This is a genomic window from Pontibacter mangrovi (genome assembly GCF_006385705.1).
GTDB lineage: Bacteria > Bacteroidota > Bacteroidia > Cytophagales > Hymenobacteraceae > Pontibacter > Pontibacter mangrovi.
Genome location: NZ_VFRQ01000002.1, coordinates 399,385 through 415,444, shown reverse-complemented (window position 1 = coordinate 415,444; position 16,060 = coordinate 399,385). Strand labels below are relative to the sequence as shown.

Here is a 16,060-nt window from a genome sequence, read left to right as displayed (position 1 = left end):
ATGAAAACGAACGTGAAGGCAATACAGAAACTACTTGTGTTGGTAGGCATAGTGCTTGCCCCGGCAGCTTTTGCCCAGCAGGCTCCGCAGTATAGCCAGTATATCTTTAATGAGCTGGTGGTAAACCCTGCTTATGCAGGCAGCAAAGAGATATTGACGATTAACGGTACCTACCGCACCCAATGGACCGGCCTGGAAGGTGCGCCTACCTCGCAGACGTTTAGCGTGGACGGGCCGACGGGCAACAGAAGCCTTGGATGGGGCCTGCACCTGGTCAACGACGAGATCGGGGCGCAGAGCCAGACCGCTGTTTACGGTGCCCTCTCTACCCGTATCCGGCTCAACCGCTACGCCGACCTAGCCCTGGGCGTTGCCGCAGGCGCATCGCAGTATGTGCTGGACGGCACCAAGCTAAACCCAGGTACCGAAATGCCTGACCAGGCCATACCTGAAGGGCGCGTGTCGCAGGTGCTGCCAGACTTAAAGATAGGAGCCTTCTTTAACACCGAGCGCTACTATGCAGGTCTTTCCATTGCCAACCTCATTCCCTTTAAAGACAGCAAGACTGATATTGCCACGCCACGCCGCCACTATTTCCTTTCCAGCGGCTACGTGTTCGACATTAACCGGAATGTGCGCCTGAAACCCAGCATCCTGATAAAAGAGGACTTCAGAAGCCCTACCGCTGTAGACGTGAACGCCTTTGTGCTGCTGTACAACCGCTTATGGTTAGGAGCCTCCTACCGCACGGCGGTGCCTATGTTCACGAACCAGCAGATGAAGCAGCTGGACAAGCGAAACGCGATTGCCTTAATCGCACAAGTTTATGCCACAAAAAAGCTGCGAATCGGATATTCTTACGATATTAGCCTCAACAAACTGAGAGATTACTCAAGCCACGAAGTATCGGTGGGGTACTACTTCCTGAAGAAGAAGTATGGCCGCATCCTGACACCAAGAAACCTATAGATTACACCGCCCTTATTATGAAGCGTACATTTACCCTTGCCCTGGTGCTGCTCTGTATGGCTGCCAGTGGTATCTTTCCTGTGCTGGCACAGGACATGAAACAAGCTGACAAGTACTTTAACAACTTTGAGTTCAGCCTGGCGCTGGATGCTTACAAGAAGGTACTGGAGAAAGAGGAGCCTAGCCTGCAGGTAGTGCAGCGTATTGCCGACAGCTACCGTATCCTGAATAACAGCAAAGAGGCTGAGTTCTGGTACGCCCAGGCCATCGCCTTCCCCAACGCAGACCCTGCCAACATTTACCTCTACGCCGAGTCGGCAAAGCGAAATGCCAACTACGCAAAGGCCAAGCAGCTTTTCCAGGAGTATAGCGAGAAGGTGCCGGCGCAGCGTGAGCTGGCAATGCGCATGGCTGCCTCCTGCGACACGGCTTTGAAATGGATGACATACCCAAAGCCGTATGAGATTGAGCAGCTGGAGGCGGTAAACTCGGAGGGGGCGGATTTTAGCCCGGTGCGGACAAAGGACGGTCTGTTCTTCTCGTCGGATAGGCTGGAGGCAAACAACAAGCGCCAGACGGACCGCAACAACTGGACCGGCAATGGCTATATCCAGATGTACTTTGCCATGAAGCAGACGGACAGCACCTGGACCAACCCGGAGCCGCTGCCGTCTTCCATCAACACCTCTTACCACAATGGCCCCGCCGATTACCTGGAAAAAGAGCAGACGCTATACTTTACCCGCACGCGCGTGGTGAAGAAAAGAGCCGCTTCCGGCAACAACTCCGACCCTACCAGCTGGTTTAAGGGCAGCGATAACGGTACCCATACCAACCGCCACGGCATTTACATGGCTACGTATAACGGCAAGAAGTGGGAGAAGAAAGTAGAGGAGTTCAAGTATAACAATACCGACGAGTTCTCTATCGGCCACCCGGCCATCACGCAGGATGGCAAAGTGCTATACTTTGTGTCGGATATGCCGGGAGGGTTCGGGGAAACAGACGTGTACTACAGTGAGCGCCAGCCTGACGGCTCCTGGGGCCAACCCATAAATGCCGGGCCAGTTATAAACACCAGCGGCCGCGAGAGCTTTGCAAGCCTGGGCGATGACGGCAACCTGTACTTTTCATCGGACGGGCACATGGGCATGGGCGGCCTGGATATCTTTAAAGCAATCGGGAAGCACCGGTCCTGGACAGCAGTGGAAAACATGAAGCACCCGATCAACACGTCGCAGGACGACTTCGGTATCCAGGTGGATAGCTCCGGCACCAAGGGCATGCTTTCCTCCAGCCGTTTCTCAGAGAATGGCTTTGATGATATCCTGACGTTTGAAGAGTATACCGTGCCGTGCGTGTTAGTAGGCATAGGCAAAACCGTGGAGAGAACCTCTAAGGAGGGCGCTGTGCAAACCGTTAAAGAGCCTATAGTGGGTGCTACCCTGCAGCTATACACCGACGGCAGCGAAGAGTACGAAGAGCAGACCTCGGATGAGAATGGCAACTTCAGCTTCCCGATTGTGGCGGGCACAAAGTATATCATAAAAGGCAGCAAGGACGGTTATCTCACGCAATCGGTAACCTTTACGCCGGAGTGCCTCTACAAAACCGACACGGTGCAGGTAGAGCTGGTGTTTGTGCGCGACACGCCAAACGTGCCGGTGCTGGTCGAGAACATTTACTACGACCTGGATAAGTTCGACATTAAGCCTGCCGCCGCCAAAGAGCTGAATAAGCTGGTGCGCATGCTGCAGGACAACCCGAGCATCAGAATAGAGCTTAGCTCCCACACCGACAGCCGTCAGACTGACGAGTATAACCAGGTGTTGTCGCAGCTGCGGGCGCAGTCGGCAGTAGATTACCTCGTATCCAAAGGAATAGACCGCAACAGGCTGGTGGCCAAAGGATATGGTGAGTCGAGGCTGATCAACAAGTGTGATGACGGCGTGTCCTGCACAGAGGAGCAGCACCAGCAAAACCGCCGCACCGAATTTAAGATCCTGCAATAGGCACAAACCAGTTAAAGCTTACAGCCAGGCGGGCGACAGGGAATACCCTGTCGCCCGCTTTTTTTGTATGGAGGCTGCAGGCAGTACAGCCTTACCTTCAAACTACTCTTTTATACCGATATCAGTTAGTTTGTGCGCAGTGCCTTTTACAGATTTACAGGCTGCTTCCCCTCCTCTGGACTAGCCAAAACGAGAGTTTTAAGCTAGCGAGCGCAGCTCTTAGGGGTAGGTTTTAGACTGTTAATAAACTGTGGGACCAATCCATGCGCATTCATCAATCAAGATTAGTATAAAGCTTCCTTTGCAAACACATCTAACAAGGGTCAGAGAAGCTATTTATAAATAAGTACGAAAAAATTCGTAAAAAGAATTTGTAATACGAAACTATTCGTATATAATTGTAGTAGAACAAACCGTAAGTATAACCTGCAGTAACGTATGACACTACACCTCAATACACCCAAACCAACCGAAGCCGAGCTGGAGATACTGCAAGTGCTGTGGCAGTATGGCCCCAGCACCGTGCGCTTTGTGCACGACGAGCTAACCAAGAGCAAAGAAGCAGGCTACACCACTACCTTAAAGATTATGCAGCTGATGACAGAGAAAGGCATGCTGCAGGCAGACAAGTCCAGCCGCTCGCACATCTTTAGCCCGGTGCTGCAGGAGGAAGACACGCAGCAGCAGCTGCTCTCCCGCTTTCTGGACACCGCCTTTCGGGGCTCGGCCAGCAAGCTGGTGATGCAGGCCCTCGGCAACAGCCGCACCTCAAAAGAGGAACTCGACGAGATAAGAAACTTACTAGATAAACTGGAAGGAGGAACAAAATGAACCTGATAGAAAAGCTGATGCCGGAAGGGCTGGTGAATGCCCTTGGCTGGACCCTGCTGCACGCCTTGTGGCAAGGTGCCCTGGTGGCCCTGCTCCTAAGTGTGGTATTGGTGCTGCTGCACAAGCAAAGCGCCAAATTGCGCTATACAGTAGGCACTGCAGCCATGCTGATACAACTGGCGCTCTCAGGTTTTACGTTTGCCTACTTTAGCTTACAGGAGCGTGGTGCGGCAGCGGCCGGCATTTCTGATGCAGGTGCCGTGGACGCGCCAGCTGTGGTAGCTGCCTCTCCTTTTTGGGCTGATCCTATGGGTGCCTTGCAAGTATACTTTGAGCAGCACCTGCCGCTGTTGGTAACTTTATGGTTGCTGGGCCTGTCGCTGATGGTGGTTAGGTTTATAGGCGGATTGGCCTATACGCAGCGCCTGCGGCATTACAAAGCAACAGCCGTAGCAGAGCAGTGGCAGCAGAAACTGGACGTGTTGCGCAGAAGGCTGGGAGTGCAGCGCGGGGTACAATTGGTGGAGTCGGCGCTGGTGCGGGTGCCAATGGCCATAGGCGTGGCAAAACCGATTATCCTGCTGCCGATCGGGGCGGTTACGGGCTTAACAGCGGCGCAGGTAGAGGCCATACTTGCCCACGAACTGGCGCACATCCTCCGCAAAGACTACCTGGTAAACCTGCTGCAGTCGGTGGTGGACATCTTATACTTTTACCATCCGGCCATGTGGTGGGTGTCGGGGGTGGTGCGTGCAGAGCGCGAGCACTGCTGCGATGACATAGCCGTGGCCCTGTGCGGCGACACCCTAACCTACGCCCATGCCCTGACCGAGTTAGAGGCCATGCGGATGCCGGCAGCGACAGGAATGGCCATGGCACTTTCTGGTAAGCGCGGCTCGCTGATAAAGCGTGTAAAACGGCTGGTGGGCCACCCGCTCAAACCAAACTTTGCAGAAAGCTTTTTTGCCGGGCTAGTATTGGTAGCAGGATTGTTGGCTGTGTCGTATGGGGCGGTGGCCGAACGACAGCCGCTGGAGGAAACAAAGTATGAAAAGCTTGCAGAAAGCCCTGAGGTGGCGACTCTGGAGGAGGCAAGTATGGAGGAGGACGCATCCGAAGCCAAAAGCTATACTGCCCAGGACTCGACAGGCAGAAGCCATGATGTGGTGGTAATCACAAACAAGAAAGGAAAAGTAAAAGAGCTTTATGTAGACGGAAAACGAATCCCGAAGCGTGACCAGGATCAGTATAAAAACCTGATAGACCAGCGCCTGCAGGCAACAGAAAACGCCCCGAAAGCCAGCAGGCAGGAGGTGGCGGTACGCCTGCGGGAAGAAAAAGCGGCCGTGGCCAGGGCTCAGCGCGAAGGAGACAGACACAGCCCACCGCCACCTGTGCCGCCTGTGCCTCCCCTGCCGCCGATGGCTCCAATGCCCGCCGCGCACCCAATGCCACCTGCACCCCCAGCCCCACCTGCCCCACCAGCAGGAGCCAGCAAAAAAGAGCAGAAGGCTTATGAGCGCGAGATGAAAAAGTATGAGCAAGAGATGGAGCGCTATGAGCAGGAGGTGGAGCAGGCCATGGATAAGTTTGAACAGAAAATCGTGGTAAGACGTATAGTGCAGGACAGCCTCCGACAGAACGATGCCATGATCAGAAACACAGAAAGAGCCGCAGAAATGAGGGCGCGCATGGAAGCCAAACGAGCAGAAATGGAGCTTCACAGGCAAAAGATGGACTCGCAGCGAGCCGAGATGGACGCCCGCAGGGCCGAAATGGACGCACGCCGCCAGGAGCAGGCCGAGAACCTGCGGCAGCTAAAGGAGGCGCTGGTGAAAGACGGCCTGATAGAGAGCGAGAGCAGCAACCTGAGCATCCAGATTAACAACGGCGAGCTGTTCATCAACGGCAAAAAGCAGCCGCAGCAGGTGTACGACAAGTATAAAAAGTGGCTGCAGCCCCGCACAGAGTAGCCGCCGGCAATATGCAAATTTCATAATAAAGCCTACCTTTGATGCAGAAAAGGTAGGCTTTGTCTTTTTTAAAATGCTGAGAAGCTATACTTTAAGGTAGCGGAACATATCCCTGAATGCAGTAAATTGCGTAAGTATGCAAAGCCCGCCCTGTGGCTAAGCAAACTTTTGTTGTATCACCTACACCCATACATTTTCCATGGTTAACCTGTATGCCTTTGTGCCGGCAAGTATGCGTGCCGTGCTCCTGCTGCTTCTCACCCTTGTTTCTTCACACGTGCTTGCTTCAGGCAATCCCCACATGATACCGATTCCGCTGCAGGAGCGGGTGCAGCAGGCAGCATACGTGGTAGAGGGGGAGGTAGTGCGGCAGGAGTCGTTTTGGGATGCGCGGCATGAGAACATCTATACTTCCAACATCATTAAAGTATACAAGTCGTTTAAAGGCGAGGTGCAGGCGGAGGAGATAGAGGTGATAACCGAGGGCGGCACAGTTGGCCTGCAAAAACACGTTTTCTCCACAGCCCTGAAGCTGCGCCCGGGCCAGCAAGGCATGTTTTTCCTGGCCCAGCAGCAGCTGGTGCAGCGCTCTCCGGGTAACATGCCCCTAAGTGCCCGCGCCTATGGCAGCGAGCAGGGTTTTGTGCAGTACGATACGCAGCGAAAAACCGCGCACGGCGTGTTTGATACCTATCCCAGCGTGCAGGAGCTGTATAACCGCGTGACGGAGCGGACCGGCCGCAAGTTTAGGGTAGTGGCCGCTAACCAGAAACTGCAGGCTACGGCAGTGCAGGAAGGGCAAAAGCGGGAGCAGGGTGTTGCCGCGGTGCCGTTGATCACGTCTTTTACGCCAACTACGGGCAGCGCTGGCACAGGCGCCATACTTACCATTAATGGCACGGGCTTTGGCAGCAGCCGTGGCAACGGCTCTGTAGAGTTCCTGAACGCCGACGACGGCGGGCAAACCTACATAAAGCCGCTGGCCTCCGAGTACATCTCCTGGTCCGACAGGCGCATCACCATGTACATCCCTTCGGTGTCGGAAGACGAGGGTACGCCGGGCGCAGGCCCCATCCGTGTCACCAACGATAGCGGCGAATCTACAATTTCTGCCACATCGCTGCAGATAACGTATGCTTACTCCAACATTGGGTTTGAGGGAGAGGCTTTTAAGCCCATCCTGACGGGCCCGAACGGAGAGGGCGGCTATTCCATACTTTTTGCCGAGAGTATGGATGATCGCCTGGCGGCGAAAGAAGGCTTCCGGCGCGCGGTTAACAGCTGGGTATGCGTATCGGGTATAAACTGGGTGCTGGGCGGGCCAACAAGTATAGATGCTTCCAAAGAAGACAAAGCCTCCGTTATCCGCTTTGCCTCTCAGTCGGTGGTAGGCGAGTCGGTGCTGGCGCGTACCATTAGCCGCTACCAGGGCTGCGGCAACGAAACCGACACCATTTTCTGGGTAACGGAGTTCGACATGGAGATCAACAATGCTATACAATGGCAGTATGGCCCCGGCGGCCCTAATCCGGAGCAGTTCGACTTTGAAACGGTGATGCTGCACGAGCTGGGCCACGCGCACCAGTTGGGACACGTTAACATCTCCCGGGCGGTTATGTTTTATGCCATAGAGTATGCCCAGTTGGAGCGCGACCTGAGCCCGCTGGACATAGAGGGAGCCAACCTGGTGATGGCCAACAGCGTGGCACAAGGCGCCACGCTGGATGATTACCGCTGCCGCATGCCAGAGCCCATGGTGCCGAGCAGCTCCTCTGAGTGCGACCTGGCGCCGGAGATCCTGACGCTGGAGGCGCGGTTCTCGAACACCAGCACGGTGCAGGTAAACTGGGTTACGCGCGGCGAAGAAAACATAGCGGATTTTGTGGTGCAACGCAGCCACGATGGGATTGAGTGGGAGGATGTGGCAACCGTGCCAGCCGAAGGGCCTGGAAACGGCCAGGACCTGGAGTATGCTTATGCCGATAACAACCCGCTGCGGGGCCAGTCATACTATCGTTTGGAAGTAGTTTACCGGGGCGGCGATTTGAGTTACTCGCCGCGGGTGGTTGTGGTAAACCCATCCGATTTGCAGGTGTTTCGCTATTACCCGAACCCGGTAGGCGGGGATGATACACAGCTGACGGTCAGTTACCTGGTTAGCCGCAGAACCACCATGCAGGCAAAGCTCTACAACACCAAAGGGCAGCTGGTGCGCAACTATGAACTGGAGTTTAGCAGCGGCAGCAGCGACTATGTACTTGACCTCGGCGACTTGCCTTCCGGCATGTACCTGCTAAAGTGGGAGGAAAGCAACAAAAGCGGAACAGAGCGCATCCTGAGGCTGTAAAAGTATAAAGAGCGAAAGAGGCCGCAGCGGATATAACGTTACCGCTGCGGCCTCTTTCGCTTTTCCTGTTTTAGTTACTCAATGTTGATGCGACGGTTTGCCCGCTCCTTCTCTTTGCTCTTGGGCACTGACACGTGCAGCACCCCATCCTGGTAGCGGGCTTTGATGTTCTCTTGCTTTACAGACTCTGGCAGGCGGAAAGACCTACTGAAGGAGCTGTAGTTATACTCGCGCCGCGTAAAGTTCTCCTGCTCATCCTTTTTCTCCTCTTCCCGCTGCGAGCTGATGGTGAGCATACCTTCGTTTACCTCAATGTTGAAGTCATCCTTCTTCATGCCTGGTGCGGCCACCTCTATACTATATTCCTTCTCGTTCTCGCGGATGTTGGTGGCCGGCACGTTGGCCATCATCTGGCGCCCCATGCGGGAAGGCATACCCCAGAAGTCGTTTTCGAAAAAGCGGTCCACATCGCTGAAGAAATCAGAAAAAACAGAGCGCACCGGGGCTCCTCCGTTTGTTCTCATTAAGTTTGCCATAGGTTGTTCCTCCTTTTTATAAGTTATACATCTTTAGTGCAGATAGATTAATCCTATCCATACTTGTTTGGTCACTATAATTTACGATAGCGGAAACAGGCTGTTGTGGGTTTAGCCGAATATTTGATGCCTTGGCGGCTTGGCTCAGAAGTATAAACTGGGAAAGTAAAAGGCAGGCCTTATACAGTTGGGGAGCCGTACAGGGCCTGCCTTTAAGTGGCAGTTGGCTAACATTTTGGCTTCACAAGGAAGGTAAAACGGCACACAGCCAGATAGGGTTTGTAGAGTAATTAAGGTTGTTCTAGCTTGGAAGGCGTTACTCTATATGCAAAATTGGCAAGCCGGGCGCTATAACACAAGGTATTTGAACAGCCTTTTGTAACATCAGAAAACAGCCCAACCGACACCTTTGCAGATGCGCAACCTTCGAATGCGATTTAGCTAGGCCGTTTTTACCTTTCTTTTGAGTCTCGGTTTGTAACATCGGTGTCTGGTGTTATGCCATTATTTTTTCCGGAGAAGGCACAGTTTGCCATGATGCTGGCATTGTTGTAGACAGAAAGCTATATTTGGAAAGGCAAACCTGCCCACAACTGCTATGGAAAAGAAAAGACGCAAGTTTACGCAGTGCCCCAACTGCGGCTATACGTTTGAGGAGGTAAACAACTTCTGCCCCAACTGCGGCCAGGAGAACCACGACCTGAACGTGCCGGTAAAGCACCTGATCGCCGAGTTCTTTGAGGGCACCATACACTTCGACACCAAGGCCTGGCACACGCTAAAGTACCTGATCACGAGGCCCGGGCTGCTCACCGAGAAGTTCAACATGGGGCAGCGCGCCTCTTACGTGCCGCCGTTCCGGCTGTACGTCTTTGTCAGCTTGATCTTCTTCACAGTGCTTGCCCTACGGTCTCATAGCAGCGTAACCGTCGCTACGGAGGAGGAGGCGCAAAAGAAGCTGGAGGAAGTGGACCCCACCATCGCTGCCGGTATCCGCACGGCAGACTCTTTGAGGTCAGTATCCGAAATCCGGTCAGCGGACTCCCTGGCGACTGCAGCGGCCACGCAGCTCTTGCCGGGTAATGAACAGGAGGGGTTTCGGAAAGAGCTCATGGCTAAATTCGCGAAGTTCACCAAAGACGAGGAGCACTCGAAGCAGAAGCTCCTGAAGAACGTCTCATTTATGATGTTTGTGCTGATGCCCTTCTTTGGGCTTATCCTGTACCTTTTTTACCGCAAACAGCGCCGCAACTATGTGGAGCACCTCATGTTCTCCATCCATTTCCATACTTTCTTTTTTATCGCGGTGATCCTGGGGCTGGCCGTGGAGTATTTCTACAGAAAATTTGATGTAGATGAATGGACATTCTGGGTCGCGCTTATCTACCTGTTCTTTGCCCTGCACCGCGTGTACAAACAGTCGTACCTGCGTACTTTTTTCATGCTAATCCCCATTAGCTTTGTGTACCTGATATCTGTGGCAGTGCTGATGCTTGCTACCGTCGGTATCAGTATCATGATGAGCTAAGCTTTTCACCCTTACGTTTCTATGACCTACGCTACCACCTGGGACAAACTAATCTCGAAAAAACGTTTCGAAAGCGCTGACAAAAAGTATACTTCGGATGAGTCGGTGCGCGGCGAATTTCAGCGCGACTACGACCGCATCGTGTTCTCCTCGGCCTTTAGGAGGCTGCAGAACAAGACGCAGGTGATGCCCATGCCGGAGAGCGATTTCGTGCACACCCGCCTCACCCACAGCCTGGAGGCCTCGGTGGTGGGGCGCTCGCTGGGGCGCATCGTGGGCAAAAGCATACTGGAGCGGTACCCGCGGCTGGCGCAGGAGAAGAACATACAGGAGGCTGATTTCGGGGATGTGGTGGCCGCCGCCTGCCTGGCCCACGACATCGGCAACCCACCTTTCGGCCACTCCGGCGAAGACGCTATCTCGGCCTATTTCCAGAGCGACGAGGCGCAGCCATACTTGCAAAACCTGACAGCGGCCGAAAAGGCTGACCTGTACAGCTACGAGGGCAACGCCGCCGGCTTTCGGGTGCTGACCTATACATACCCGGCGCACTGCAACCTGCCCGGCGGCCTCAGCCTGACCTATACCACGCTGGCCACCTTCACCAAATACCCCAAGGAGTCGCTGCCCAAGATAGCCGGCACCAAAAACACCAGCGAAAAGAAGTATGGCTTTTTCCAGACGGAGAAGGCCTGGTTCAACACCATTGCGCAGGAGCTGGGGCTGCTGCAGAAGGGGCAGCACGGGGAGGTGTTTTACCACCGTCACCCGCTGGCGTTCCTGGTAGAGGCCGCCGACGACATCTGCTACCGCATCATCGATTTTGAGGACGGCCTGAAACTGGGGCTGGTGCCGCAGGAGCAAGGGATGGATTTGCTCCGCCAGATCCTCAACGACGACCCGAACCGCAAATCCAGCCTCACTTTTTATGACTGGAAAGAGGAGATTGGCTACCTGCGCGCCCGCATCATCGGCAAGCTAATAGAGGAAACCACCGCTATTTTCCTGCAGCATGAGGAGGAGATCCTGGCCGGCACTTACGACAAGCCGCTGATAAACGAGGTAAGCTGCAAGCCGGTGCTGGATAAGATCAAAGACCTGTCGATAAAGCTGATCTACCAAAACCGCCCGGTGCTGGAGATTGAGGCTGCCGGTTTTGAGGTGCTGAGCGGCCTGCTGGACGCCGGGATAAAAGCCGTGTTCAGGCCGGAGTCCAGGCACCACCGCAAGCTGGGGGCGCTCATTCCGCCGCACTACCTGGATTTGCCGGACACGGCCACCGATTACGAGCGCATCCTCCACATCTGCGACTTCGTGACCAGCCTCACCGACCAGGCCGCGCTGGGGCTGTACCGTAAAATAAAGGGAATCGAGTTGCCAAGGATGTACTGATTTATACTTTTAAAGCGCAGCAGCGTATGAGAGAAAGTCTAACATCTGATGTATGTCTCAGTCGCTGTTCAACTTCAAGGCTTACAGGCCCCAGGATTGGCTCTCTGCGTACCGGCTGTTGGCTGTGCCGCTGCTGCTGTACACGCTGTTAAACCGGCAGCAAGCACAGTTTCTGGCGCTGCTTGCCCTCAGCCTGGCCACCGACGCTGCGGACGGCATGCTGGCCCGCTGGCAGCGCCAGGAAAGTATACGCGGGGCCAAGCTCGATACCTACGGCGACCTGCTCACGGTGCCGTTCATGCTGGCCAGTCTCTTTATTTTTAAAGCTGATTTCTTAGAGTCGCAGGTTGTGCTGCTGAGTGTGCTGGTGGGTTTGTACTTGCTGGAGTTGGGTGCCTCTTTGCTGCGCTACGGCAAGCCCAGCAGCTTCCATACTTACCTTGATAAAGCCTCCTTCATACTCCTGGGCATCTTTTACTTCAGCCTGTTCCTGTTCGGGTTTATAGACTGGCTTTTTTACCTGGCCATGGCGGTGGCCATACTAGGAGAGCTGGAGGAACTGGTGCTGGTAATGCGCCTGCCGCGTTGGCAAAATAACGTAAAAAGTATTTTCTGGCTTGTACAGGATAAGCAGTAAGCCCTGCTCCTATTCGTCTATAAAAACGCTGAGTTCATCTTTGTCCCTCTCTTATCTGTATAATGCGGCCCTTCGCCGCGTTGGCAAATTCGTTTCTTAGCGGCTTTTGAATTAATTTTAGACATTGTAGCACAGCTACAGCAGCGGGGCCGCGGCCCTACAAACCCTTTTTCTAACAAACAAAAACACATGAAAAGCAAGTTTATCGTATGCCTTCTGTGGTGCGTCACCTGCCTGTCGGCAATGGCGCAAACCAAGGGCAACAAGATTGAGTTTACGGAGTACACCCTCCCGAACGGCCTGCACGTGATCCTGCACCAGGATAATTCCACGCCAAACGTGGCGGTATCGGTGCTGTACCATGTAGGCTCTAAAAACGAGGTGGAAGGCCGCTCTGGCTTTGCCCACTTCTTTGAGCACCTGATGTTTGAGGGCACCGAGAACATCGGCCGCGGCGAGTACAGCTCGCTGGTGCAGAAAGCCGGTGGCGCCCTGAACGCCAACACTTCTTTCGACCGCACTTACTATTACGAGCTGCTGCCCTCTAACCAGGTGGAGCTGGGGCTGTGGTTGGAGGCCGAGCGCATGAAGCACGCCAAAGTTGACGAGGTAGGCGTGGAGACGCAGCGCAAAGTGGTGCAGGAGGAGAAGCGCGAGCGCATCGATAACCAGCCGTATGGCTCTATGGGCGAGAACGTGTTCTCTACAGCTTATACCACGCATCCGTACAAAACAATGCCGATCGGCTCTTTCGAGGATTTGAACGCAGCCAGCATCGAAGAGTTCCGCGACTTCTACAAGACCTTCTACGTGCCAAACAACGCCACCCTTTCCGTGGCCGGTGACATCAACATAGAAGACACCAAAAAAATGATCGAGGAGTACTTCGCCCCGATCCCGAAAGGCACCAAAGCGATTCCGCGCCCCGACGTGGAGGAGCCGAAGCAGACCGAGGAGCGCCGCAAAACAGTGTACGACAACATTCAGCTGCCAGCCGTGATCGAGGCCTACCACATTCCGGCCCAGGGCACCGACGACTATTATGCCCTGTCGATGCTGACGACGCTGCTGAGCGGCGGCGAGAGTGCGCGCCTACCAAAAGCGCTGGTAGACAAGCAGCAGAAAGCCGTGGCCGCCGCCTCCATCCCCTTCCCTACCGAAGACCCGGGCCTGTTCCTGACCTTTGCCATTGCCAACATGGGCGTGGAGGTGGATGACCTGGAGCAAGCCATGGACGCCGAGATTGAGCGCGTGAAAACAGAGCCGCTGTCGGACCGTGAGTTCCAGAAGCTGCGCAACCAGGTAGAGAGCAACTTTGTGCAGCAGAACCGCACCGTGGCGGGCCGTGCCGAGAGCCTGGCAAATTACTATGTATACTTTGGCGATGCTAATTTGATCAACACAGAGCTGCAGCGCTACCTGAACGTGACGAAGGAAGATATTCAGCGCGTGGCAAAGGAGTACCTGACGAAAGACAACCGCGTGGTGCTGCACTACCTGCCAAAGTCAGCTCAACCTAAATAGATATTAGATTTTAGACATTAGATGTTTGGCCCAAGATCGGACGCAGATCAAAAAAGCCTTGTGTCTGGCATCTTTATACTTGTGTCTTACAAAAAAGCAATCATGATAAAGAAACTATATAGTTCTGCACTGCTGGCACTGGCACTTATGTGCGTGATGCCGGCGCAGGCGCAGCAAACCACGCCTCCGCCACCGGGCCCCGCGCCTAAAATTGAGCTGGGCGAGTATCAGCACTTCACCCTGAAAAACGGCCTGAAAGTATACGTGGTGGAAAACCATAAGCTGCCGGTCGTGTCTATGTCGCTGGTGCTGGACCGCGACCCGATTCTGGAAGGCGACAAGGCTGGTTACGTACAGGCTGCCGGGCAAATGATGCGCACCGGCACCACCAACCGCACCAAAGACCAGTTCGACGAGCAGGTTGACTTCATTGGGGCCGACCTGGGCTTCTCTTCCACTGGTTTCAGCGCCTCGTCCATGAAAAAGCACCTGCCCACGCTGCTGGAGCTCACCACCGACGCCCTGCTGAACCCGAAGTTCACGCAGGAGGAGCTGGACAAGATTAAAAAGCAGATGAAGGCTGGCCTGGCGCAAGCCAAGGATAACCCCGACGCCATTGCCAGCCGCACCAGCAACATGGTACTGTACGGCAAAAACCACCCGTACGGGGAGCTGATGACCGAGCAGACGGTAGACAACTTCACGCTGCAGGACATCCAGAATTACTACAACACCTATTACAAGCCCAACATCGGGTACCTGGCCGTGGTAGGCGACGTGACGGAGAAGGAAGTGAAAAAGCTCCTGAAGAAGTCGTTGGGCAAGTGGAAGAAAGGCGACGTGCAGGACGTGAAGTATGACCTGCCGCAGCAGCCGGAGCAGACGCAGGTGGTGATCGTGGATCGCCCGAGCGCTGTGCAGAGCTCGCTGGTGCTAACCAACCCTGCCGCCCTGAAGCCTGGTGCTGAGGATGCCGTGGCTGCCTCGCTGATGAACAACATCCTGGGCGGAGGCATGGACTCGCGCCTGTTCCAGAACCTGCGCGAAACGCACGGCTATACGTACGGTGCTTACTCCTCCATAGACTCTGATGAAATACTGGGAAGCTTTAGCGCCAGCGCCAATGTGCGCAACGCCGTTACCGACAGTGCCGTGGCGGAGTTTATGAGCGAGCTGGACAAGATACGCAGCGAGCGCGTGAGCGACGAAGAGCTTCGCGATGCCAAGGCCTATGTTATGGGCAGCTTCGGCCGCGGCCTGGAGAACCCGGCTACGGTGGCGGTATACGCCATTAACACGGCGCGCTACGGCTTGCCAGAAGACTACTACCCGAACTACCTGAAGAAAGTAGAGGCCGTAACGGCCGAGGACGTGCAGCGCGTGGCACAGAAGTATGTGGCGCCGGAAAAAATGTATGTGCTGGCGGTGGGCAACGCCTCCGAAATCTCTGACAAGTTGAAGAAGTTCGACAAAGACGACAGCCAGATCACCTACTACAACGCGATGGGCGAGAAAGTGGATCGCAAAGCGATGGGCGTTCCGGCAGGCTTAACAGCAGAGCAGGTAATCAACAGCTATTTCAAGGCCATCGGAGGCAAGGAAAAAGTGGAAAGCCTGAAAGACATCAGCGTTACAAGCAACGCCACTATACAAGGCATGACGCTGGTGTTTAAGCAGCAGCAGAAGGGCAACGACAAGTTTCTGGTGCAGGTGCTGATGAACAACAACCCGATGCAGCGTGTAACGATCAACGGGGACAAAGGCAAGATTGAGGCCCCGATGCAGGGTGTAAACAAAGAAGTTTCCGGAGAGGACCTGCAAGCGCAGAAGCTGGAGGCAAACCTGTTCCCGGCCCTGCAGTACGACAAGCTGGGTATCAAAACCAAGCTGGCAGGCATGGAGGATGTGGACGGAACAGCCGCCTACGCCGTTGAAACGACCCGACCAAACGGCCAGAAAGCCACGCTATACTTTGCGAAAAACACCGGCCTGCTGCTGAAAGAGGTAAACAACCTGGAGACACCGCAGGGCGTTATCACCCAAACCAAAACCTACAGCAATTACAAAGAGGTGAACGGCGTGAAGTTTCCGCATGTAACTGAGACGGTGGTTGGCCCGCAGACCATTAAAGCGGAGGTGCAGAGCATAGAGGTGAACAAGAACCTGAGCGACGATACGTTTAAACTATAAAGTATAGTTGTTGTATAAGCAGAAGCGGCTGGCCTTATAGGTCAGCCGCTTTTTTGTTGGCGCTTTTCTGGTAAAGCTTCCCTGGCGCAAGCGTCCGCTTGTGCCTCTATAGCCTCCGCTT

At 54.6% G+C, this 16,060-nt stretch carries 11 protein-coding genes; 10 read left to right on the top strand and 1 reads right to left on the bottom strand.

What is annotated here, in order from left to right; all coding sequences use genetic code 11:
- The 5 genes from FJM65_RS05385 to FJM65_RS05365 all read left to right on the top strand — a co-directional run bounded on the left by FJM65_RS05385 (position 1) and on the right by FJM65_RS05365 (position 8,132).
- Positions 1 to 969, top strand: a complete 969-nt coding sequence (locus FJM65_RS05385) for a PorP/SprF family type IX secretion system membrane protein (RefSeq protein WP_239022837.1) — start codon at positions 1 to 3, stop codon at positions 967 to 969.
- Between the two features lie 17 nt (positions 970 to 986).
- Positions 987 to 2,981, top strand: a complete 1,995-nt coding sequence (locus FJM65_RS05380) for an OmpA family protein (protein WP_239022836.1) — start codon at positions 987 to 989, stop codon at positions 2,979 to 2,981.
- Positions 2,982 to 3,419: 438 nt separating this feature from the next.
- On the top strand, positions 3,420 to 3,812 hold the full coding sequence (locus FJM65_RS05375) for a BlaI/MecI/CopY family transcriptional regulator (protein ID WP_140620197.1): 393 nt from the start codon (positions 3,420 to 3,422) through the stop codon (positions 3,810 to 3,812).
- A complete protein-coding gene (locus FJM65_RS05370; protein WP_140620195.1) occupies positions 3,809 to 5,785 on the top strand; it encodes a M56 family metallopeptidase in 1,977 nt (658 codons plus the stop codon). Before FJM65_RS05375 ends, FJM65_RS05370 begins: the two co-directional genes overlap by 4 nt.
- Positions 5,786 to 5,984: 199 nt before the next feature.
- Positions 5,985 to 8,132, top strand: coding sequence for an IPT/TIG domain-containing protein (locus FJM65_RS05365; RefSeq protein WP_140620193.1), 2,148 nt, complete (start codon positions 5,985 to 5,987; stop codon positions 8,130 to 8,132).
- A 74-nt stretch (positions 8,133 to 8,206) separates the two neighbouring features.
- Here FJM65_RS05365 and FJM65_RS05360 read toward each other — a convergent pair whose 3' ends face one another.
- Entirely contained in the window at positions 8,207 to 8,668 is a 462-nt protein-coding gene (locus tag FJM65_RS05360; RefSeq protein WP_140620191.1) for an Hsp20/alpha crystallin family protein, read from the bottom strand.
- A 598-nt stretch (positions 8,669 to 9,266) separates the two neighbouring features.
- Between FJM65_RS05360 and FJM65_RS05355 the strand changes: the two genes are divergently transcribed.
- The 5 genes from FJM65_RS05355 (at position 9,267) to FJM65_RS05335 (ending at position 15,939) form a co-directional block, all read left to right on the top strand.
- The gene (locus FJM65_RS05355; protein ID WP_140620189.1) at positions 9,267 to 10,196 is read left to right on the top strand and encodes a DUF3667 domain-containing protein; all 930 of its coding nucleotides are present in this window, start codon (positions 9,267 to 9,269) and stop codon (positions 10,194 to 10,196) included.
- A gap of 21 nt (positions 10,197 to 10,217) precedes the next feature.
- Positions 10,218 to 11,588 (top strand): dGTP triphosphohydrolase, encoded by a 1,371-nt coding sequence (dgt, locus tag FJM65_RS05350; protein ID WP_140620187.1) that lies wholly within the window; start codon positions 10,218 to 10,220, stop codon positions 11,586 to 11,588.
- A 52-nt stretch (positions 11,589 to 11,640) separates the two neighbouring features.
- The gene (locus FJM65_RS05345) at positions 11,641 to 12,225 is read left to right on the top strand and encodes a CDP-alcohol phosphatidyltransferase family protein (RefSeq protein WP_140620185.1); all 585 of its coding nucleotides are present in this window, start codon (positions 11,641 to 11,643) and stop codon (positions 12,223 to 12,225) included.
- A gap of 189 nt (positions 12,226 to 12,414) precedes the next feature.
- The gene (locus tag FJM65_RS05340; RefSeq protein ID WP_140620183.1) at positions 12,415 to 13,749 is read left to right on the top strand and encodes a M16 family metallopeptidase; all 1,335 of its coding nucleotides are present in this window, start codon (positions 12,415 to 12,417) and stop codon (positions 13,747 to 13,749) included.
- A 102-nt stretch (positions 13,750 to 13,851) separates the two neighbouring features.
- Positions 13,852 to 15,939, top strand: a complete 2,088-nt coding sequence (locus tag FJM65_RS05335; RefSeq protein ID WP_140620181.1) for a M16 family metallopeptidase — start codon at positions 13,852 to 13,854, stop codon at positions 15,937 to 15,939.
- The last annotated feature ends 121 nt before the right edge of the window (positions 15,940 to 16,060 follow it).